Here is a 16,539-nt window from a genome sequence, read left to right as displayed (position 1 = left end):
CGCCACCCCAAACACGTCACCACTTTTTTCATGACCCTGTTAAAATCAAAAGAAAAAACTGATATATTTGCTTTCAGATAATTAGACATATTATGGAAAATGTATTTGATGCAAAAGATGCCCAGAACTATATTGACAGGATCAATAAATTGGTGGAAGATACCCACGGTTTATGGGGCAAGATGACGGTTGACCAGATGCTTGCGCATTGCAGCGTATCCTATGAAATGGTATATGAACCTGAAAAGCATAAAAAACCGGGAGCCATTGCAAAATTTATTTTAAAAACTTTTGTAAAACCTAAAGTGGTGGGTGAAAAAGCATATCCGAGAGATTCCCCTACAGCTCCGCAGTTCCTGATTTCCGGAAGAAAAAACTTTGAGGAAGAAAAGAAAAGGCTGATCGGTTTTATCCAGAAAACTCAGCAACTGGGTCCTGAGGCTTTTGATGGGAAAGAATCATTTTCTTTTGGTAAACTCAATTCTCAGGAATGGAATAATATGTTTGCAAAACATCTGAACCATCACCTTGCCCAATTTGGCGTTTAAAATTACACACTATGAAAAAACTTTTATGGATCCTCATTCTTGCCTGCAATTTTGCATGGGGGCAGATGCCGGATATTTCCAATGTCTGGCTGAATAACAGCAAACCCTACACCGGGACAATAGGTGATAAAGGCCAACAGCTTAAGCTGAAAGTGAATATTTCCGAACAGAATAAAAAAATGATCAGGAATACTTTATATCCGGCTATTCTCTTGTAGATGATAACTATGCAAAATACGAAGGGAAAATAACGATTACGAAATACAGGGATGCCAAAAAGAAAGGTGTGGTATTCGGGGATTATGAACTGGCAGAAGAGCCTAAAGGAAAGCATTCCGGTATTTTTAAAGGTAAATTTGTCTATACCTTCCGATGGAATAAGAAAACCGAAAAAATAGAAGGCCAGTACATAGAGCTTATTGGTGACTGGAAAAGTTATGACGGAATACTGGACTTCAAGACCCGTTTAAAAAATCAGTAACCATGTTAAGACGCATATTGGCAGTTCCTGCAGGGCTCATTGCTGGAATTATCTGCATCACCCTGGTTGAGAAAATAGGGCATAAAATGTATCCGCCTCCTGCAGCAGCCGGAAGCGGAGATATGGCGGCAATGAAAGAATATGTTGCCCAGGCACCGTTTATGGCACTTTTCTTTGTCATCATCGGATATGCGTTAGCTGCTTTCGTTTCAGGATTCACAGCATCAAAAGTTGCCAATAATGGAAAACACACTTCAGCAATAGTCTGTGGAGTTATTTTTCTGTTGATAACGATCTATATGATGGTTTCCCTTCCTACCCCGGCCTGGTTCTGGGCCTTAGGTATTCTGGTGTGGGGCCTAGTGTTTGCCGGAAGTACGTTAGCTTTAAAAACAAAAAGAATATCAAACCGATAAGGTTTTGTAAACTGGATAGGTGCAATAATATGCAACTTCATTTGACCTTTAAAAATAATAAAATCCAAATATGAAATTAGGAGTATTTTCAATCAGTTTAAGTGTAAAAGATCTTGAGAAGTCTAAGGATTTTTACGAAAAACTAGGCTTTTCCGCTATGGGCGGGAATATAGAACAGAATTACCTGATCATGAAGAATGGAAGCACCCTGATCGGTTTGTTTCAGGCTATGTTCGACGGAAACATGCTGACCTTCAATCCGGGATGGGATGAAAATGCTCAGAATCTTGAATCTTTTGATGATGTACGCGATATTCAGAAACATTTAAGAGAAAACGGAGTGGAGCTTGATAAAACCGCAGACGAAACCACTTCAGGACCGGAACATATCTTCCTGAAAGATCCGGATGGAAACATGATCTTAATAGACCAACACAGATAAAAACCAAATGATGAAAATATTAAAAAGAATTATCCTTGTCCTGGCTTCTATCCTTATTTTATGGATGGTTATAGCCGCTTTTGTTTCAGGAGACTGTGCCTACGAAAAATCAATAACCATCAATGCACCGGTGGAAAAAGTATGGCAGCAGACCAATACGCTAAAAGCTATGGACCAGTGGAGCCCATGGAACGACCTGGATCCCGGAATGAAGAAAGACTGGTCCGGAACAACCGGGCAGCCTGGCGAAAGAGTTTGCTGGGACAGTGAAAAAGATGCTGCCGGAAAAGGCTGTCAGCAGGTGAAAAAAGTAGATCCTGCCGGTAAAAGAATCGATACGGAAATTAAATTTTTAACCCCTTACGAAAGCGAAGCCAATGCTTACGTGAAAATTGTTCCCGAAGGCAGCGGAAGTAAGGCAACCTGGGGATTCACCTCAAAGATACCTTATCCCTTCACGGTAATGAAACTGTTTATGAACATGGAAGATGCTATTGGAAAAGATTACCAGAAAGGACTTTCCAGACTGAAAGAACTGTCTGAAAAACCGTAAACAAACTTATTAAAACTTAACTAATATTAAAAAAAACAATCATGGCATCAGTAAACGTTTATTTAACATTTAATGGAAACTGCAAAGAAGCATTTGACTTTTATAAATCAGTTTTCGGAGGAGAATATCCTTACATCGGAACTTTCGGCGAAATGCCTCCAATGGAAGGCAAAGAAACTCCTGAGGAAGATAAAGACAAGATCATGCATGTTTCCCTTCCCATTTCAAAAGAAACCGTTCTAATGGGAAGCGATACAGGGGGTGAATGGGCTTCCAACTACAAAGCAGGAAACAATTTCTCTATTTCTGTAAATGCAGAATCTAAAGAAGAAGCGGAAAAATTATTCAACGGTCTTTCTTCCGGCGGACAGGTAACCATGCCTATGGCAGATACTTTCTGGGGAGCTTATTTCGGAATGTTTACCGATAAATTCGGGATCAACTGGATGGTAAATTATGACGATCCTGCGAAAATGCAGCAACATCCATAGAATTTATATCTGAGTACAAAATAGAATTATAACTAACCGGTGGGAATGTCTACCGGTTTTTGTTTTAATAATCCATTTGTACTCTAAAAAAATTAAATTTGAATTCAGGTCCAAACTTGAATTATTATACAAAACATAAACAAAGATGAAATTTACAATCGAACAAATCAAAGCAGAACATCAGCAAGTAAAAAGCGGCGCAGATTTTCCTAAATATATTCAAGGGATGAAAAATTTAGGAGTATCAAAATATACAGTATATGTTGCTGACGGAAATACACAATATTTTGACGTAGATCATCAGTCTGTCATTTCAGGAAAAAAATATGATGTTCTTAACATTGCAGAAGACCTGAACCTTGAACGGTTTAAAACTAGATTAAAGCTTCACCAGCAAGGCGGAACAGATTACCCGACATTCTGCAGTGACTGTGCAGACAACGGGGTAAATGGCTGGAAGATGGATTTGAATGCCATGACCTGTACCTATTTCGATACAAAAGGAAATGATATTCTGGTGGAGCAGATTCCTGGCTAATTAAATATCAGCAAGTATCTTCAGCAAGGCTCATTCAATATTGTTTGCTATTATTGATTTAAATTATTAATTTTGTTCTGTACGATAGATAATAGTAATTGAATAATATGAGAAAGATCTTTACGAAGCTTTTATTTACAGTATTGAGTTTGGGTTCCATAACGGCATTAGCGCAGAAAAACGATTTGGGAGCATGGTATATGTATTTCGGAAACAATAAGATCAGTAAAAAGCTGAACTGGCACAACGAAATCCAGTACCGGAACTTTGATGCCGTTGGAGATCTTGAACAGCTGTTGCTTCGTACAGGGATCGGCTATGATCTGACTGAAAATAACAATAATGTCTTGCTGGGATACGGTTTTATTTTAAGCCGTCCTTACGTAAACGGTGAAAAAAGGGAGAATATTGAACACAGGATTTTCCAGCAGTTTATTACAAAACAGAAGTTCGGACGTTTTAATCTTCAGCACAGGTACCGCTTGGAAGAACGTTTCCTCCAGGACGATTTCAGGATGAGGTTCCGGTATATGATCGGGCTGAATATCCCGATCACCCAAAAAGAAATGCTCCCGAAATCACTGTATGCTTCAGTGTATAATGAGATCTTCCTGCATTTTGACAGTCCGGTTTTCGACAGGAACAGGGTTTATGGAGCTTTAGGATATGTTATCAATAAAAACATGCGGATAGAAGCCGGGTATATGAATCAGATTCAGGAAAACAGGAACCGGGGACAGATTCAGATAGGCTTTTATAATAATATTCCTTTTAATAAAAATTAATATTGACAGTTCTTGCCGGATGGATGCCTTGATGAAGAAAAGCTGTTAATTTAGATAACAGAATCAACAGATCAAAAATAAATAACACAATATGCATTCAGGGAAAAGATTTGGTGCGCTTGAGTTCGCTACCTGGACAAGACGAAGTATCTATGTTCTAACAATATTGTCAGCAATACCTACTGTATTGTACTTTTTAGGCTGGAAATTCCTTTCCGTTCCCTGGCAGCCCATTGCCATTTTAGGAACTGCAGTCGCTTTTATTGTCGGTTTTAAAAACAATGCCAGCTACAGCAGGCTTTGGGAAGCCCGGCAAATCTATGGTGCCATCATCAATGACAGCCGAAGTTTCGGATATGTGCTGAGAGATGCTCTTTCTGAAAAAATCCGGGAAAGGTAAAAGAAATGTTTCTCCGTCATTATGCATGGCTTACTGCGCTTCGTTTTCAGTTAAGAGAACCAAGAGCCTGGGAAAACATGGGAACCGCTCAGTTTGATGAATATTCTAAAAAATATGATATTCCGGAAAGACTGACTAAGTTGGATGATGAGCTTAAAAAATATCTTTCCGAAACCGAACTTCAGTATATTTTAAGTAAAAAAACAGGGCAACACAGCTAATGGCAAGCCAGAGTAAAGAACTGTCCGAAGCTTATGCCAGAGGAGATATCAATGACTTCCAGTGGACGCAGATCAACCAGCAGCTGGTAAAATTTACAGATAACCAGGGAAAGGCGGAAAGGATCAAGAATTTTCCTTATCCGAGAAACTTTTCATCGATTACCACCTATCTTTTGCTGCTGTTTATCCTTTTTGTACCCTTCGGATTACTGAAAGAGCTGGATAAACTGGGTGAAGGAACCCTCCTGGAAGGATGGACCATATGGTTCAATATTCCGTTTTCACTGATGGTGACCTGGTGTTTCCATACCCTGGACAGTGTGGGTGAAGCTTCGGTAAACCCTTTTGAAGGAAGTCCGAACGACGTGCCGATTACTCAGATCAGCCGTACCATAGAGATTGATATGAGAGATATGCTGGATGAAGCCGATCTTCCGCCGGCCATTGCTCCAAAGAACAATATTGTACTTTAAGTAAAAGGTTCAGTTTCATCTGAATGTTAACGCCTTTAAGTTTAGCCAACCAAAACAACTAAAAAAACAAACCCAAAATGATTCACAGTTATGTTATCATATCCATTGCAGTTCTTTTATCTGTAATGATATTGGTGATGATAGGGCAGAAGCTGAAAGTAGCTTACCCTATCTTCCTTGTGATTGCCGGCCTTCTCATCAGCCTGATCCCAGGGATGCCGCATATTGAAATAGAGCCGGATCTTGTATTCCTTATTTTTCTTCCTCCTATTCTTTTTGAAGCGGCATGGTTCACTTCATGGCAGGATTTTCATAAATGGAGGAAGCAGATTTTTTCGATGGCCTTCGGACTTGTGTTTTTAACCTCGATCGTGGTGGCTTATCTTTCGTCTTCCATTATTCCTGGACTTACCGTTGCCATGGGTTTCCTGCTAGGAGGGGTTAATTCTCCGCCTGATGCAGTAGCAGCCACTTCCGTACTGAAGCACATGAAAATTCCTAAAAAGATCACCAGTATCCTGGAAGGAGAAAGTCTCATCAATGATGCTTCCAGTTTAATTGTATTCAAATTTGCTTTGGCAGCTGTTATTTCGGGCCAGTTCATATGGAGGGATGCTGTCCAGGACTTCTTTATGATGGCTGTAGGCGGGGTAGCTGTAGGAGTTGCTGTAGGGCTTTTATTTGGTGCTCTTTTGAGAATTATTCCTTCCAACTCCAATATTGATACCGTAATTACACTAATTGTTCCGTACATTATGTATGTAGGAGCAGAGCATTTCCATTTTTCAGGAGTTTTGGCAGTAGTTGCGGGAGGGCTTTTAATGTCATACAATTCCCATTGTTATCTGAGTCATACCTCAAGGATACAGTCAGGGAACGTGTGGAGTGTCCTCATATTCCTGATGAATACCATTATTTTTATCCTTATTGGTCTGGAGCTTCCTGTAGTGGTTGCTGCGATGAAAGATTATACCATTTCAGAAGGCATTTTTTACAGTGTTGTGATTGGCGGAGCTATTATTTTTACGAGAATACTGTACAGCTATGCGGTCATGTATTTCCCAAGACTCTGCTCAAAAGAATTAAGGTTGAAAGTTCCGAAACCCGACTGGCGCGAACCCTTCATTATCAGTTTTGCTGCGATGAGAGGAGTGGTTTCATTGGCTGCAGCACTTTCCATTCCTGCTTTTTTACCGAATGGAGAAGCTTTTCCTCACCGCAATATCATTTTATTCGTAACTTTCGTCATCATATTGATCACCTTGGTAGGACAGGGACTTCTTCTGACTCCCATCTTAAAATGGTTAAAGATAGACGATGCCGGAAGCGAACTGCCTGAGGAAAAACAGGAAGTGATCCTGATGCGTAAACTTAAAGAAACTGCACTTCAAAAAATGGAAAATGATTTTTCGGATCTGGCAGAAAAAATACTTTGGTTCGTCATCAGAAACATAAACTGGAAACCGAAATGATGCTGATGGCCGATAAGGCCCAATGTATGGCCTCCACAGGAGATTACGTTAATGCGATCAACGAAAATAAAGACGTGCTCCGCCAGATCATCCAGGCACAAAGGAATGAGCTGCACCGGATGAAAAGAGAGAAAATTTTTGATGACCATGTCATGAGAACTATTGAAATGCAGCTGGATTTTGATGAAGCGAAAATCACCGGGTTCTCCCATGGATAGGTTGTAATGTAAAACAAATGGATGCAAAGAAAATTATTGTAAAAACAGAGTCTTCCAACTTATGGTGGGGTATTTATGGGCTTTGTGATAAGGCCGGATGGGAAGATCTGGAATTGTTTTATGAATCTGGTGAGAGAATTGGAGCAGTTTGCTTAAATACAAAAAGTTATTTGAGAAATGGTTTAAATGATTTGCTGGACAAAGAGGATGAAAAAGAATTTTCTGATGCAGTTCAGAAATTTTTATCTGATCATATTTGCCATTATTGGTTTTACTATGACGAGCCGGATGATGAATATTTTCAGGAAGTAAATTACGATGCTCCCAAAAACGGGAAAGGCGTTAAACCACGTTTCATAGACATCTGGCATCCTGATGAAGGAATTGATCTTGAAACAATTGAAACAGGAATAAAATCATTTGCTAAAGATTTTTTAGGAATAGAAAATTGTATCGTTGAAGTTGCAGATGCTGAGCCTTTGGAAGAGGCTATTGATAGTTTTAAATTGCATCAGGAAAGATTGGGTAGAAGTAATGTTAAAGTAGAATTTTCAGATGAATTGATTTCAGAATTATCGGAACGTTTGAAAATGGAAAAAAAAGATGTATTGGAAAAATTAAATTCAAGTATTTGAGTATTTTTAAAATAAAAAATATGAATAAACCAATCACTGTTCAGTACAAAATAAACGCTCCGGCAGAAAAAGTCTGGAACGCATTGACCGATAAAAACGAAATGAAATCCTGGTATTTTGATATCCAGGATTTTGTGTTGGAAACCGGAAAAGAATTTAACTTCTATGAGCCGGGTGAAGCTAAGAAATACCATCATCAGGGCCACATTCTGGAAATTGTTCCTAACAAAAAATTGAAACACACCTGGTCGTATCCCGAATTTTCGGATGCCGTAACTACCGTAACCTGGGAACTTCAGGAAGAGGACAACGGAACGTTGGTAACATTAACCCATGATCATATTGAAGGCTTTGATAATTTAGGCGAAAACTTTTCTCGAAAAAGCTTTACAGAAGGCTGGAATGGAATTATCGGACAAAGCATGAAAAACTATCTGGAAAAATAAACTTATGATACAGTTGCTGCCTTTTACCATAGAAGATAGTTTGGAATTGATCTCTACAATAAAAGACAAAAGAATGCTTCTTCAGTTTGCCGGCCCTGCCTATCATTTTCCCCTGACAAAAGAACAGCTGGAGACTGATCTGGAAAATGAAAACAGATTCATGTTCAGGGTTTTTGATGAGGCGGAACAAAAAGTGATCGGCCACGCCCAGATTTTTCTCAAAGAAAATACTTTTCTGTTGGGAAGAATCCTGATCTGGGACGAAAATAACCGGGGAAAAGGTTACGGAAAGAAAATTGTACAGAACCTTCTGCAATATGGTTTCAGCCATTTCAACAGAGAAATAGCCGAGCTGAATGTATACGACTGGAACACTGGAGCCATTGAATGCTATAAAAAAGTAGGTTTCGAAATTGACCCGGATGTCCTGAGTGAAGTCTGTATCGACAACGAATTATGGCTTTCCATTAATATGAAAATTAATAAGAACACTTTTGAATCCCTGAAATAATGGCAACATTTACAGCACTCCGCCCCATACTTTGGGTTAAAAATATGGATGATACCATAGGATTTTATACCCAGATTCTCGGCTTTACCCTAATGGGAAGAAATGACGATTGGCAATGGGCCTCGATCCGTAAGGACGAAGTGCAGATCATGCTTTCCCAAAATGAATATGAAAAACCAAACGGAATAAGTTTTACAGGCTCATTTTATTTCAATGTTGATAATGTTGACGATCTTTGGGAAGACCTTAAAACTAAAGCCAAAATCTGTTATGAAATTGAGACTTTTGACTGGGATATGAGGGAGTTTGCAGTGTACGACAACAACGGTTATATACTTCAATTTGGACAGCCTGTTGATAATATTGGTAATACGGAATAAAATTTGCTATTTTTGGGGAAATATTTAGAAATTCAATGAAAAAGAATATAATAGTAGGTTTAGCGGTGGTTTTGATGTTGGCGTCTTGTAATAAAGATGAGAAGATCCTGAACACTCTGAATGAGTATAATAATTCAATGACGGAAAAAGGATATCATTTCGGCGATAAACTTGAACTTCCGAAAGAGGTGACGGAGAATGCAGAAAGCATCAGCATCAGCTTTGGAGATAAAGAAACTTCCAGCTTAACGGTTGATCCTAAATTCTTTACATTAGGGGACAATGCGGTTACTTTCAATATCAAAACAAAAGGAGGGAAAGTGTTGAACCAGGATGCAACCATCAACGTATTTGCAAAAAATCCTGAAAAAAGCATAGCTTACCAAATCGTAGCCGAATATCCGCACGATCCGAAGAATTTTGTACAGGGATTCCAGATCGAAGGCAATACCATCTATGAGAGTGACGGGCAGAACGGATCTTCGCAGATCCTGAAATATACATTGGGAACAACAACTCCTCTGGCTTCTACAAAACAGGCTCAGGAAGATTTTTCTGAAGGCAGTACCATTGTGGGAGATAAAGTATATCAGCTGACCTGGCAAAGCAAAAAAGGTTATATCTACGATAAAAGTTCACTGAAACTTCTTTCAGAATTCCCTTATCCGAACGTTTTGGGTGAAGGATGGGGACTTACCTACGACGGGAAAAACCTGATTGCATCAGACGGAAGCAAGCTTTTGTATTTCCTTGATGCCAATGACCCTTCAAAATTGATCAAGTATGTAGCAGTGGCAGGAAGCGCACAAATCTATGACCAATTGAACGAGCTTGAATACCACAACGGATTTATCTATGCCAATGTATGGCAGAAACCGGTGGTCTTAAAGATCAATCCGGCAACAGGAGAAGTGGTAGGGACATTCGATTTTACCGATATTGCTAAACAGAATACCAAAGGAAGTGACGATGTATTGAACGGAATTGCTTTTAAAGGCGAAAACATGCTTGTAACAGGTAAAAACTGGTCCAAGATCTATGAAGTTCAGATTAAATAATCCGATTTAAGATTTATCCATAAAAAAGCAGCGTTCCTCAGGAGCGCTGTTTTTTACTAAAATGACTGGCTGAGATTAATGAGGTTACTATTCAGTATTTCATTCTTTTAATTTAAATAAAAGTGTGTAAATTGCCAACGTTCCGTATAGGAAAGTTATTTTTGCCAAAATAGATTTTGAGACTACTTTACATCATATTGATCTCCTTTTTCTGTACCGTTTCCGCACAGAAATCCCTCCCTTTAGATACTTTGAAACTGAAGGAAGCTAAAGACATGCTTGCGGACGATTACGGGAATCTGTACATCTATAAAAACAAAGACTTCAGTTTTACCAAATATGATTCTCTTGGGAAACAGCTTGGAAAAATGATGCTGACCGTTCCCTATAAGGTACAGTCGGTTCAGAATCCTCTAAGCGTGCCTTTGTTCTCTGAAAATGCCCAGGAAATGAAATTTGTGGATCAGAATATGAATGAAATCCAGAGGATAGATTTCAGGCAGAAGTTCGGGTTTATTAAAATGGCTTATGCGGAGGACTTGCAACAGCTGTGGCTTCTGGACGACAGCACAAAACGTCTTATTCAGTACAATTTCAGGAACGATACCACTATAAATTCTTATCCGTTTGACATCAGTTTTGATGACCTGATGGACCTGCTGGTATTCGAAAATAAAGTCTACATTTTAACCAGAAAGCATATCAGGGTATATTCGCTGAAATTTGAAAAACTTTTTGAAACCCCGCTTGAAAATGGGAAAAGATTCAGAAGGGAAAATGATGTTATTCTGGTGGTGGCAGATAATTCGATCCAGAAATATGATCCTGAAAAAGGAATGATGACGATTTTTGAAGATAAAGACGCACAAATTGTGGATAAAAACATCCTTTCTTATTTTGAAATCAAAGCCAACAAACTCTATCTTTACAACCTGGAAAAAATAAAGGAAACTAAACAGCAGCAAGAACCTGAAACCAAGCAGGAAACTGCGCCGTCTGACACCAAACCATCATCCGAACAAACCGTTGGTGAAGACGTGAAAAAACTGACGGCGAAAAGAAAGAATCTGATGAAAAAGCTCCTGAAACTACTATACAGAAGCTCTTAGAAGAAACTTCAGCGGTTCAGTCAGCAGGTGTTTAGCCCATTAATAAAAAAATACTTAGGAGAATGCATATTGCAGTTACAGGAAATATTGGAGCCGGAAAAACCACTTTGACCACGATGCTTGCCAAGCATTACGGATGGGATGCACAGTTTGAGGATGTAGACCACAATCCTTACCTTGAAGATTTTTATGCGGATATGAGCAAGTGGAGCTTTGCCCTGCAGATTTACTTTTGGGAAGCAGATTCCGCCAGGTAAAGGAGATCAGAGAAAGCGGTAAAAATATTATCCAGGACCGTACCATCTACGAAGATGCCCATATTTTTGCAGAAAACCTGAACGATATGAAGCTTCTTTCAGACAGGGATTTCAATAATTATGTTTCTGTTTTCGGACTGATGAAATCTTTTGTTTCCGCACCGGATCTGTTGATTTACCTGAAATCTGATGTTCCGAACCTTGTTAAAAAGATTTATAAAAGAGGAAGAGAATATGAGGCATCTATCAGCATCGAATACCTTTCAAAGCTGAATCAGAAATACGAAAAATGGATCTCCAACTATACCGAAGGAAAACTGCTTGTGATTGAGGTAGATGATCTTGATTTTGTAGAAAAGCCTGAAGATTTCGGATTTATCCTTGAAAAGATCGAAGCAGAGCTGAACGGTCTCTTTTAACAAATTTTATCAGAATTTAAGACGGCTTTGAATTCATTTCTTCCTAAATTTGATGGGAGGAGTTTAATTTTATAAATGATTATATTATGATGGTTAAGGTTTTACATAACGGAAACTGTTCCAAATCAAATGCTGTACTTGAGTATCTTGATGAAAACGGTGTTCCTTTCGAGATCATCAATATCATGGAAGATCCGTTGAGCGTTTTAGAGATAAAAACAGTACTAAAAAAGCTGAATCAGAGCGTATTTCATATGATCCGTAAAACAGATAAGCTGTACACGGAAAATTATGCCGATAAAAACTATTCTGAAGAAGAATGGATCAAAATCCTTTCTGAGAATCCTTCCCTGATACAGAGGCCTATTTTGATCAAAGGATCTGTAGCCATGCTGGGAAGACCTATTGAGAATGTTAAATTCTTTATTGAAAAATAAATTAAAAAGTCAGCCGAAGCTGACTTTCTTTTTTTACAATAGAATAACGCCTTCTATTTTGGCGACTTCCTTATAAATATTCACTACCTGATCTGCATCCAGAACAAAAGCATTGATATTGCATGCAGTGTATTTTCCGTTTTTACTTTCCCGGTTTCCCAGTGTGAATTTGATACCGTCAAAAACCTTATAGATTTCTGTAAGTTTGGCATCATCTGTGGGAATAATAAATTTAAATAAATAATCTTCAGGAAAGTCGTGATGACCTTCCAGTTTTTCCTTCAGAGAAACATAAAATTCCTCCGGATTTGCGTGTTGGTTTCCTTGTAATATATCCATCTGCCCTTGTTAAATTATATATAAATATAGCGAAAATTTTTCTACTTTCCAAGAGGTCCCAGCAGGGCCTTGGAATTCTGATGTTCATAATCTTCGATGATGTAGAACAATCCGTTCACCAATTGTTCAGAAGCGAGTCTGCTCAGTCCGCCGGTATTGACGTTACTGTTGCTTCCTCCCAGAAGGCTGCCCAGGAGATTATTTCCTGAAAGAGCGGTGTTGATTGTTTTTGCAATTCCATATTCATTCAGCTTCTCATCCACTTTAGGAGCTATTGCTGCCACAAGCTGCTGAGAAGTTTTTTCTTTCAGAATCTGAGTGGCTGTAGTTCCTTGAATAATTCTGGTGACATCCTGTGCATTTAAGCTGTTGACTGCACCCTGAAGTATAGGTTTTGAAGTGTTAACAGTATAAGCTGCCGCCTGGGCAATAAAATCACGTTCTTTAGCTACTAAAGAAGGCGCTATTTTTTCCAGGGTGGAGTTGATATCTCTAAGTTCTTTCGGAAGGGCCTTATCTACCAGGTTATTCTGAAGGAAAGCTTCCTTGTTGCTGTAGATTCCCATCCCTTTATCGATCCCGTTCGTCAGAATTCTTTTAATAATAGATAAACCCAGATCCGAAGTAGCGACTGTAGTGCACGACTGGACGCCGGTAAAAATTAATGTACCGGTTCCAATTAATAATGCTGCTGCTATAATGTATTTTTTCATTGCTCTTTTTCTTATTTTTTCAAATATTGCGCCAAAGGTAAATACTATAACTGTATTAACAAAATATTAAATTCTTCATGCGTATTTGGTGATTTTTTTGCAAAAAGGACAGAATGTTGGATTGGATATTTTATCATAAATTAATATTTATAATATAATTTAGTTACCTGAAATTGCTTTATTTAGTTTTTTGTTTAATATTTATTTATTTTTTTTAAATTTTTATGATATCTTAACATTGTTCGATTTTTTTTCTATTTTTACCTAATGTCTTTTTTTGAGATTTTAAATAACTCCACTAAAGGCATTATGAAATTAGATTGTACGAATAAAATTGAAACTATATGAAACAACGTGATTTAAAGTATTCATGTCTCATTGCAGTTTTATACTTCGGTATGAACGTCAATGCGCAGACTACACCGAAAGACACTGTTCCGAAAGAACAGAAAATTGAGGAAATTGTAATGATTGGTTATGGAAGCAGAAAAAAGGTAGATAATACCACATCTGTAAGCTCAATCAATGCAGAAGAAGTAACAAAAACTAAAGTCCTGAACGCAACACAGGCTATTCAGGGAAAAGCCGCAGGGGTTCAAGTAATGGCTTCTGACTTACCAGGTTCTACACCGACGGTGATGATCAGAGGGCTAGGGACTGCCTTAGGAGGAAGAGATCCTTTATATGTTGTAGATGGTTTATTTGTAGACAATATTAATAATATTAACTCAAATGATATCCTGACTTATGATGTTTTAAAAGATGCATCAGCTTTGGCAATTTACGGTAACAGGGCAGCAAATGGTGTTATCATTATAACAACCAAGAGTGGTAAAGGAAAAGGAATAACAGTTGAATATGATGGCTTTACTGGTGTAAGGATGCCTTTGAAAAAGGTAAAGATGGCTGGGAGTAATTTATTTTCCTACTATAATAATGTTGCTTTTGGAGCGTCAAGATACTCTCAGGATCAGCCGGTCAATACGGATTGGTTTGGCGAGATAACAAGAACAGGAACTTATAATCAACATAATTTATCATTATCAGGAGCTTCGGAAAGTGCTAAATATTTCTTAAGCTTAAGCAACTATGATGAGAAATCTATTTTACAAGGAACTGACTATAACCGTTCTACAGTTAGAACCAATAATGAATTTAAATTTTTAAAGAGAATTACAATTTCTCAAAATTTAAGTGCAACATTTACCAATACAACTCCTAAACCTCTAGGAGCTTTTACAGAAGCATATAAACAGTCTCCTATTGTTCCTGCCTATTTTTCAACAGGGCAATATGGGGTTTCTTTCGTAGGTAGTAATGGTTTTGCTTCTCCAACAGGCCAATCGTTTAACAATGTAGGAAATCCTCTGGCAACATTGGCTTTTAATAACGAAAAGCAAAACTCGTTTATTCTTCAAGGAGGCTTAAAACTTGATGTTGATTTATTTAAAGGGCTTAAATTTACATCACAGTTTTCTGGAGAGTATTCTAATTTTAAAAGCTATAATTACGTCCCATCACTGGCCATTTGGTTAGCAGGAGATCCAACAAGAGTTCCGGCAGGTTATAATTTAGATCCGGATCCGACAAAACAATTACCTTTAAATTTGTTAACCAATACCAGAAAGGATTACTTCAATTGGGTATTAACCAATTTCTTTACTTACAATAAAAAAATCTCAAATATTCATGATATTGAGGTAATGGTAGGAACTGAATCAACAAGAAGGAGTGGAGAGAATGAGCTTACAGTTCAGAGAAAGAATATGATTAACGATAGTAACTATTGGAATATCTATGGTACCGGAACTGATCCTTTTAATTACGCAGATCAGATTGTTAAGGTTAATTCCATTAATAATAATGATAATACCACAATTTCTTATTTCGGGAGGCTTCAATACAAATTAATGAACAGATATTTGTTAACAGCCACTGTAAGAAGAGACGGATCATCTCAGTTTGCTGAAGGAAATAAATGGGGGACATTCCCTTCATTCGGTGCAGGATGGGTTGTTTCTGAAGAAAGCTTTTTAAAAGATAATTCAATTATTAATTTATTAAAGCTAAGAGCAGGCTGGGGTAGATTAGGAAATCAAAGAATTCCTACCAATTATTTACCTTTTGCAACAGGAGCAACTTACAATTATGCATTTGGAGGAAATAGTGTGTCTAACGGGACAACTATTGACAGAATCTTTGACCCGAACCTTTCTTGGGAAATTACAGAAGAAACGAGTGGAGGGGTTGATTTTGAATTGTTAAACAGAAGGTTAAAAGGATCTTTTGACCTATATAGCAAGATCACTAAAAACATTATTTTAACATCCAAGCCAGTATCAACTACAGGTCTTTCTGATCCTGGTTATGCTCATCTTGGAGAAGTATCCAACAAAGGTATTGAAATGTCACTAGGATGGAATGATAAAATTGGAGAAAACTGGAATTACTCAATTAATGCAAACTATTCAATTAATAAAAACAGACTAGAAAAGTTATCGGATGGATATAATCCAATTATAGGAGGAAACTTAGGAAACGGACAGGATACAAAATTCCTTAATGATGATGCTATAGGACAACCATTAGGAAGCTTCTACTTATGGGAGTTCGGTGGATTTGACTCTAATGGAAATATTAAGTATGTGGATACTAATGGTAATGGAGTAACCGGTGCTAATGATGCTTCAGACAGAAGATTTTTTGGATCATACATACCAAAATCTACATTGGGTATTAATGTCGGAGTACAGTATAAAAATGTAGATTTATCAGTAAATGGATACGGTGCTTTTGGACATAAAGTATATAATGGTAAAAAAGCCCAAAGATCTGGAGGAGAAAATATTGAATATGATGTAGCAAATAACTTCTGGACACCTGCTAATACAGGGGCATCAAATGCAGCTCCATTTAATGCAATTCCGATTGCTTCTACTTACTATTTAGAATCTGGCGATTTCTTTAGAATTAATAATATTTCCTTAGGATATACATTTAATAAGCCTGTTGATTACATATCGAATTTGAGGCTTTATGTAAGTGCAGTTAATCCTTTTATTTTCCAAAAATTTTCAGGATTTTCTCCTGAACTTAATGCAGATGGTAATCCGTATGGAAGAACAGGGATCGAATTGGATGCTTATCCTACATTAAGGTCTTTTGTATTTGGGTTAAATGTTAAATTTTAATTAAGA

General features: G+C 37.8%; 24 protein-coding genes and 1 pseudogene. 23 read left to right on the top strand and 2 right to left on the bottom strand.

The annotated features are described in order from the left end of the window. Positions 1 to 92: 92 nt before the first annotated feature. The 22 genes and pseudogenes from N4G44_RS12675 (at position 93) to N4G44_RS12570 (ending at position 12,290) form a co-directional block, all read left to right on the top strand. Positions 93 to 548: a DUF1569 domain-containing protein gene (locus N4G44_RS12675; protein ID WP_040994307.1), complete on the top strand. Its 456-nt coding sequence runs from the start codon at positions 93 to 95 to the stop codon at positions 546 to 548. Between the two features lie 11 nt (positions 549 to 559). Further along, positions 560 to 766: a hypothetical protein gene (locus N4G44_RS12670; protein ID WP_474927397.1), complete on the top strand. Its 207-nt coding sequence runs from the start codon at positions 560 to 562 to the stop codon at positions 764 to 766. 68 nt (positions 767 to 834) lie between these two features. After that, positions 835 to 1,029, top strand: coding sequence for a hypothetical protein (locus tag N4G44_RS12665; protein WP_474927395.1), 195 nt, complete (start codon positions 835 to 837; stop codon positions 1,027 to 1,029). A gap of 2 nt (positions 1,030 to 1,031) precedes the next feature. After that, entirely contained in the window at positions 1,032 to 1,445 is a 414-nt protein-coding gene (locus tag N4G44_RS12660) for a hypothetical protein (RefSeq protein ID WP_474927394.1), read from the top strand. Between the two features lie 70 nt (positions 1,446 to 1,515). Next, on the top strand, positions 1,516 to 1,887 hold the full coding sequence (locus N4G44_RS12655) for a VOC family protein (protein WP_474927392.1): 372 nt from the start codon (positions 1,516 to 1,518) through the stop codon (positions 1,885 to 1,887). A 7-nt stretch (positions 1,888 to 1,894) separates the two neighbouring features. Continuing rightward, positions 1,895 to 2,440 carry an SRPBCC family protein gene (locus N4G44_RS12650; RefSeq protein WP_474927391.1) on the top strand — a complete coding sequence of 182 codons (546 nt, stop codon included), beginning with the start codon at positions 1,895 to 1,897 and terminating at the stop codon, positions 2,438 to 2,440. 41 nt (positions 2,441 to 2,481) lie between these two features. After that, positions 2,482 to 2,931, top strand: coding sequence for a VOC family protein (locus tag N4G44_RS12645; protein ID WP_474927389.1), 450 nt, complete (start codon positions 2,482 to 2,484; stop codon positions 2,929 to 2,931). Between the two features lie 145 nt (positions 2,932 to 3,076). Next, positions 3,077 to 3,469 (top strand): DUF1398 domain-containing protein, encoded by a 393-nt coding sequence (locus N4G44_RS12640; protein ID WP_474927387.1) that lies wholly within the window; start codon positions 3,077 to 3,079, stop codon positions 3,467 to 3,469. Between the two features lie 107 nt (positions 3,470 to 3,576). Beyond that, complete coding sequence (locus N4G44_RS12635) at positions 3,577 to 4,254, top strand: DUF2490 domain-containing protein (RefSeq protein WP_040994318.1); 678 nt, start codon at positions 3,577 to 3,579, stop codon at positions 4,252 to 4,254. Positions 4,255 to 4,345: 91 nt separating this feature from the next. Continuing rightward, positions 4,346 to 4,654 carry a hypothetical protein gene (locus tag N4G44_RS12630; protein WP_474927385.1) on the top strand — a complete coding sequence of 103 codons (309 nt, stop codon included), beginning with the start codon at positions 4,346 to 4,348 and terminating at the stop codon, positions 4,652 to 4,654. Positions 4,655 to 4,659: 5 nt separating this feature from the next. After that, positions 4,660 to 4,875: a hypothetical protein gene (locus N4G44_RS12625; RefSeq protein WP_474927384.1), complete on the top strand. Its 216-nt coding sequence runs from the start codon at positions 4,660 to 4,662 to the stop codon at positions 4,873 to 4,875. After that, the gene (locus tag N4G44_RS12620; RefSeq protein ID WP_474927382.1) at positions 4,875 to 5,348 is read left to right on the top strand and encodes a bestrophin family protein; all 474 of its coding nucleotides are present in this window, start codon (positions 4,875 to 4,877) and stop codon (positions 5,346 to 5,348) included. Before N4G44_RS12625 ends, N4G44_RS12620 begins: the two co-directional genes overlap by 1 nt. A gap of 77 nt (positions 5,349 to 5,425) precedes the next feature. Next, on the top strand, positions 5,426 to 6,820 hold the full coding sequence (locus N4G44_RS12615; protein ID WP_474927380.1) for a Na+/H+ antiporter: 1,395 nt from the start codon (positions 5,426 to 5,428) through the stop codon (positions 6,818 to 6,820). Beyond that, positions 6,781 to 7,038, top strand: a complete 258-nt coding sequence (locus N4G44_RS12610; protein ID WP_474927378.1) for a hypothetical protein — start codon at positions 6,781 to 6,783, stop codon at positions 7,036 to 7,038. The genes N4G44_RS12615 and N4G44_RS12610 overlap by 40 nt, the downstream gene beginning before the upstream one ends. A 17-nt stretch (positions 7,039 to 7,055) precedes the next feature. Continuing rightward, positions 7,056 to 7,673, top strand: coding sequence for a hypothetical protein (locus tag N4G44_RS12605; protein WP_474927377.1), 618 nt, complete (start codon positions 7,056 to 7,058; stop codon positions 7,671 to 7,673). A 20-nt stretch (positions 7,674 to 7,693) separates the two neighbouring features. Further along, positions 7,694 to 8,119, top strand: coding sequence for an SRPBCC family protein (locus tag N4G44_RS12600; protein WP_474927375.1), 426 nt, complete (start codon positions 7,694 to 7,696; stop codon positions 8,117 to 8,119). A 4-nt stretch (positions 8,120 to 8,123) separates the two neighbouring features. Continuing rightward, positions 8,124 to 8,630, top strand: coding sequence for a GNAT family N-acetyltransferase (locus tag N4G44_RS12595; RefSeq protein WP_474927373.1), 507 nt, complete (start codon positions 8,124 to 8,126; stop codon positions 8,628 to 8,630). After that, entirely contained in the window at positions 8,630 to 9,010 is a 381-nt protein-coding gene (locus tag N4G44_RS12590; RefSeq protein WP_474927372.1) for a VOC family protein, read from the top strand. Before N4G44_RS12595 ends, N4G44_RS12590 begins: the two co-directional genes overlap by 1 nt. A 35-nt stretch (positions 9,011 to 9,045) precedes the next feature. Continuing rightward, positions 9,046 to 10,068 carry a glutaminyl-peptide cyclotransferase gene (locus N4G44_RS12585; RefSeq protein WP_474927370.1) on the top strand — a complete coding sequence of 341 codons (1,023 nt, stop codon included), beginning with the start codon at positions 9,046 to 9,048 and terminating at the stop codon, positions 10,066 to 10,068. Positions 10,069 to 10,244: 176 nt separating this feature from the next. Then, positions 10,245 to 11,177, top strand: coding sequence for a hypothetical protein (locus N4G44_RS12580; protein WP_474927368.1), 933 nt, complete (start codon positions 10,245 to 10,247; stop codon positions 11,175 to 11,177). A gap of 62 nt (positions 11,178 to 11,239) precedes the next feature. Beyond that, a pseudogene (locus N4G44_RS12575) lies at positions 11,240 to 11,853 on the top strand (deoxynucleoside kinase). A gap of 86 nt (positions 11,854 to 11,939) precedes the next feature. Then, positions 11,940 to 12,290 (top strand): ArsC/Spx/MgsR family protein, encoded by a 351-nt coding sequence (locus tag N4G44_RS12570; RefSeq protein ID WP_474927366.1) that lies wholly within the window; start codon positions 11,940 to 11,942, stop codon positions 12,288 to 12,290. 33 nt (positions 12,291 to 12,323) lie between these two features. Here the strand turns inward: N4G44_RS12570 and N4G44_RS12565 are convergent, their stop codons facing one another. Beyond that, positions 12,324 to 12,629, bottom strand: a complete 306-nt coding sequence (locus tag N4G44_RS12565) for a DUF493 family protein (protein ID WP_040994336.1) — start codon at positions 12,627 to 12,629, stop codon at positions 12,324 to 12,326. 41 nt (positions 12,630 to 12,670) lie between these two features. Further along, on the bottom strand, positions 12,671 to 13,342 hold the full coding sequence (locus tag N4G44_RS12560; RefSeq protein ID WP_474927364.1) for a DUF4197 family protein: 672 nt from the start codon (positions 13,340 to 13,342) through the stop codon (positions 12,671 to 12,673). Positions 13,343 to 13,686: 344 nt separating this feature from the next. Here N4G44_RS12560 and N4G44_RS12555 point away from each other — a divergent pair, with 344 nt between their 5' ends. Next, positions 13,687 to 16,533: a SusC/RagA family TonB-linked outer membrane protein gene (locus tag N4G44_RS12555; protein ID WP_474927363.1), complete on the top strand. Its 2,847-nt coding sequence runs from the start codon at positions 13,687 to 13,689 to the stop codon at positions 16,531 to 16,533. The last annotated feature ends 6 nt before the right edge of the window (positions 16,534 to 16,539 follow it).

The organism is Chryseobacterium sp. GTID13 (assembly GCF_056172655.1).
Note: the sequence above shows the minus strand (reverse complement) of the source record. Positions and strands in the feature narration are given on the sequence as shown.

Excerpts from the sequence above, each read along its gene's own strand:
- N4G44_RS12675 (WP_040994307.1), top strand. The coding sequence starts at position 93 with ATGGAAAATGTATTTGATGCAAAAGATGCCCAGAACTATATTGACAGG.
- N4G44_RS12670 (WP_474927397.1), top strand. The coding sequence starts at position 560 with ATGAAAAAACTTTTATGGATCCTCATTCTTGCCTGCAATTTTGCATGG.
- N4G44_RS12660 (WP_474927394.1), top strand. The coding sequence starts at position 1,032 with ATGTTAAGACGCATATTGGCAGTTCCTGCAGGGCTCATTGCTGGAATT.
- N4G44_RS12655 (WP_474927392.1), top strand. The coding sequence starts at position 1,516 with ATGAAATTAGGAGTATTTTCAATCAGTTTAAGTGTAAAAGATCTTGAG.
- N4G44_RS12650 (WP_474927391.1), top strand. The coding sequence starts at position 1,895 with ATGATGAAAATATTAAAAAGAATTATCCTTGTCCTGGCTTCTATCCTT.
- N4G44_RS12645 (WP_474927389.1), top strand. The coding sequence starts at position 2,482 with ATGGCATCAGTAAACGTTTATTTAACATTTAATGGAAACTGCAAAGAA.
- N4G44_RS12640 (WP_474927387.1), top strand. The coding sequence starts at position 3,077 with ATGAAATTTACAATCGAACAAATCAAAGCAGAACATCAGCAAGTAAAA.
- N4G44_RS12635 (WP_040994318.1), top strand. The coding sequence starts at position 3,577 with ATGAGAAAGATCTTTACGAAGCTTTTATTTACAGTATTGAGTTTGGGT.
- N4G44_RS12630 (WP_474927385.1), top strand. The coding sequence starts at position 4,346 with ATGCATTCAGGGAAAAGATTTGGTGCGCTTGAGTTCGCTACCTGGACA.
- N4G44_RS12625 (WP_474927384.1), top strand. The coding sequence starts at position 4,660 with ATGTTTCTCCGTCATTATGCATGGCTTACTGCGCTTCGTTTTCAGTTA.
- N4G44_RS12620 (WP_474927382.1), top strand. The coding sequence starts at position 4,875 with ATGGCAAGCCAGAGTAAAGAACTGTCCGAAGCTTATGCCAGAGGAGAT.
- N4G44_RS12615 (WP_474927380.1), top strand. The coding sequence starts at position 5,426 with ATGATTCACAGTTATGTTATCATATCCATTGCAGTTCTTTTATCTGTA.
- N4G44_RS12605 (WP_474927377.1), top strand. The coding sequence starts at position 7,056 with ATGGATGCAAAGAAAATTATTGTAAAAACAGAGTCTTCCAACTTATGG.
- N4G44_RS12600 (WP_474927375.1), top strand. The coding sequence starts at position 7,694 with ATGAATAAACCAATCACTGTTCAGTACAAAATAAACGCTCCGGCAGAA.
- N4G44_RS12595 (WP_474927373.1), top strand. The coding sequence starts at position 8,124 with ATGATACAGTTGCTGCCTTTTACCATAGAAGATAGTTTGGAATTGATC.
- N4G44_RS12590 (WP_474927372.1), top strand. The coding sequence starts at position 8,630 with ATGGCAACATTTACAGCACTCCGCCCCATACTTTGGGTTAAAAATATG.
- N4G44_RS12585 (WP_474927370.1), top strand. The coding sequence starts at position 9,046 with ATGAAAAAGAATATAATAGTAGGTTTAGCGGTGGTTTTGATGTTGGCG.
- N4G44_RS12570 (WP_474927366.1), top strand. The coding sequence starts at position 11,940 with ATGATGGTTAAGGTTTTACATAACGGAAACTGTTCCAAATCAAATGCT.
- N4G44_RS12565 (WP_040994336.1), bottom strand. The coding sequence starts at position 12,629 with ATGGATATATTACAAGGAAACCAACACGCAAATCCGGAGGAATTTTAT.
- N4G44_RS12560 (WP_474927364.1), bottom strand. The coding sequence starts at position 13,342 with ATGAAAAAATACATTATAGCAGCAGCATTATTAATTGGAACCGGTACA.
- N4G44_RS12555 (WP_474927363.1), top strand. The coding sequence starts at position 13,687 with ATGAAACAACGTGATTTAAAGTATTCATGTCTCATTGCAGTTTTATAC.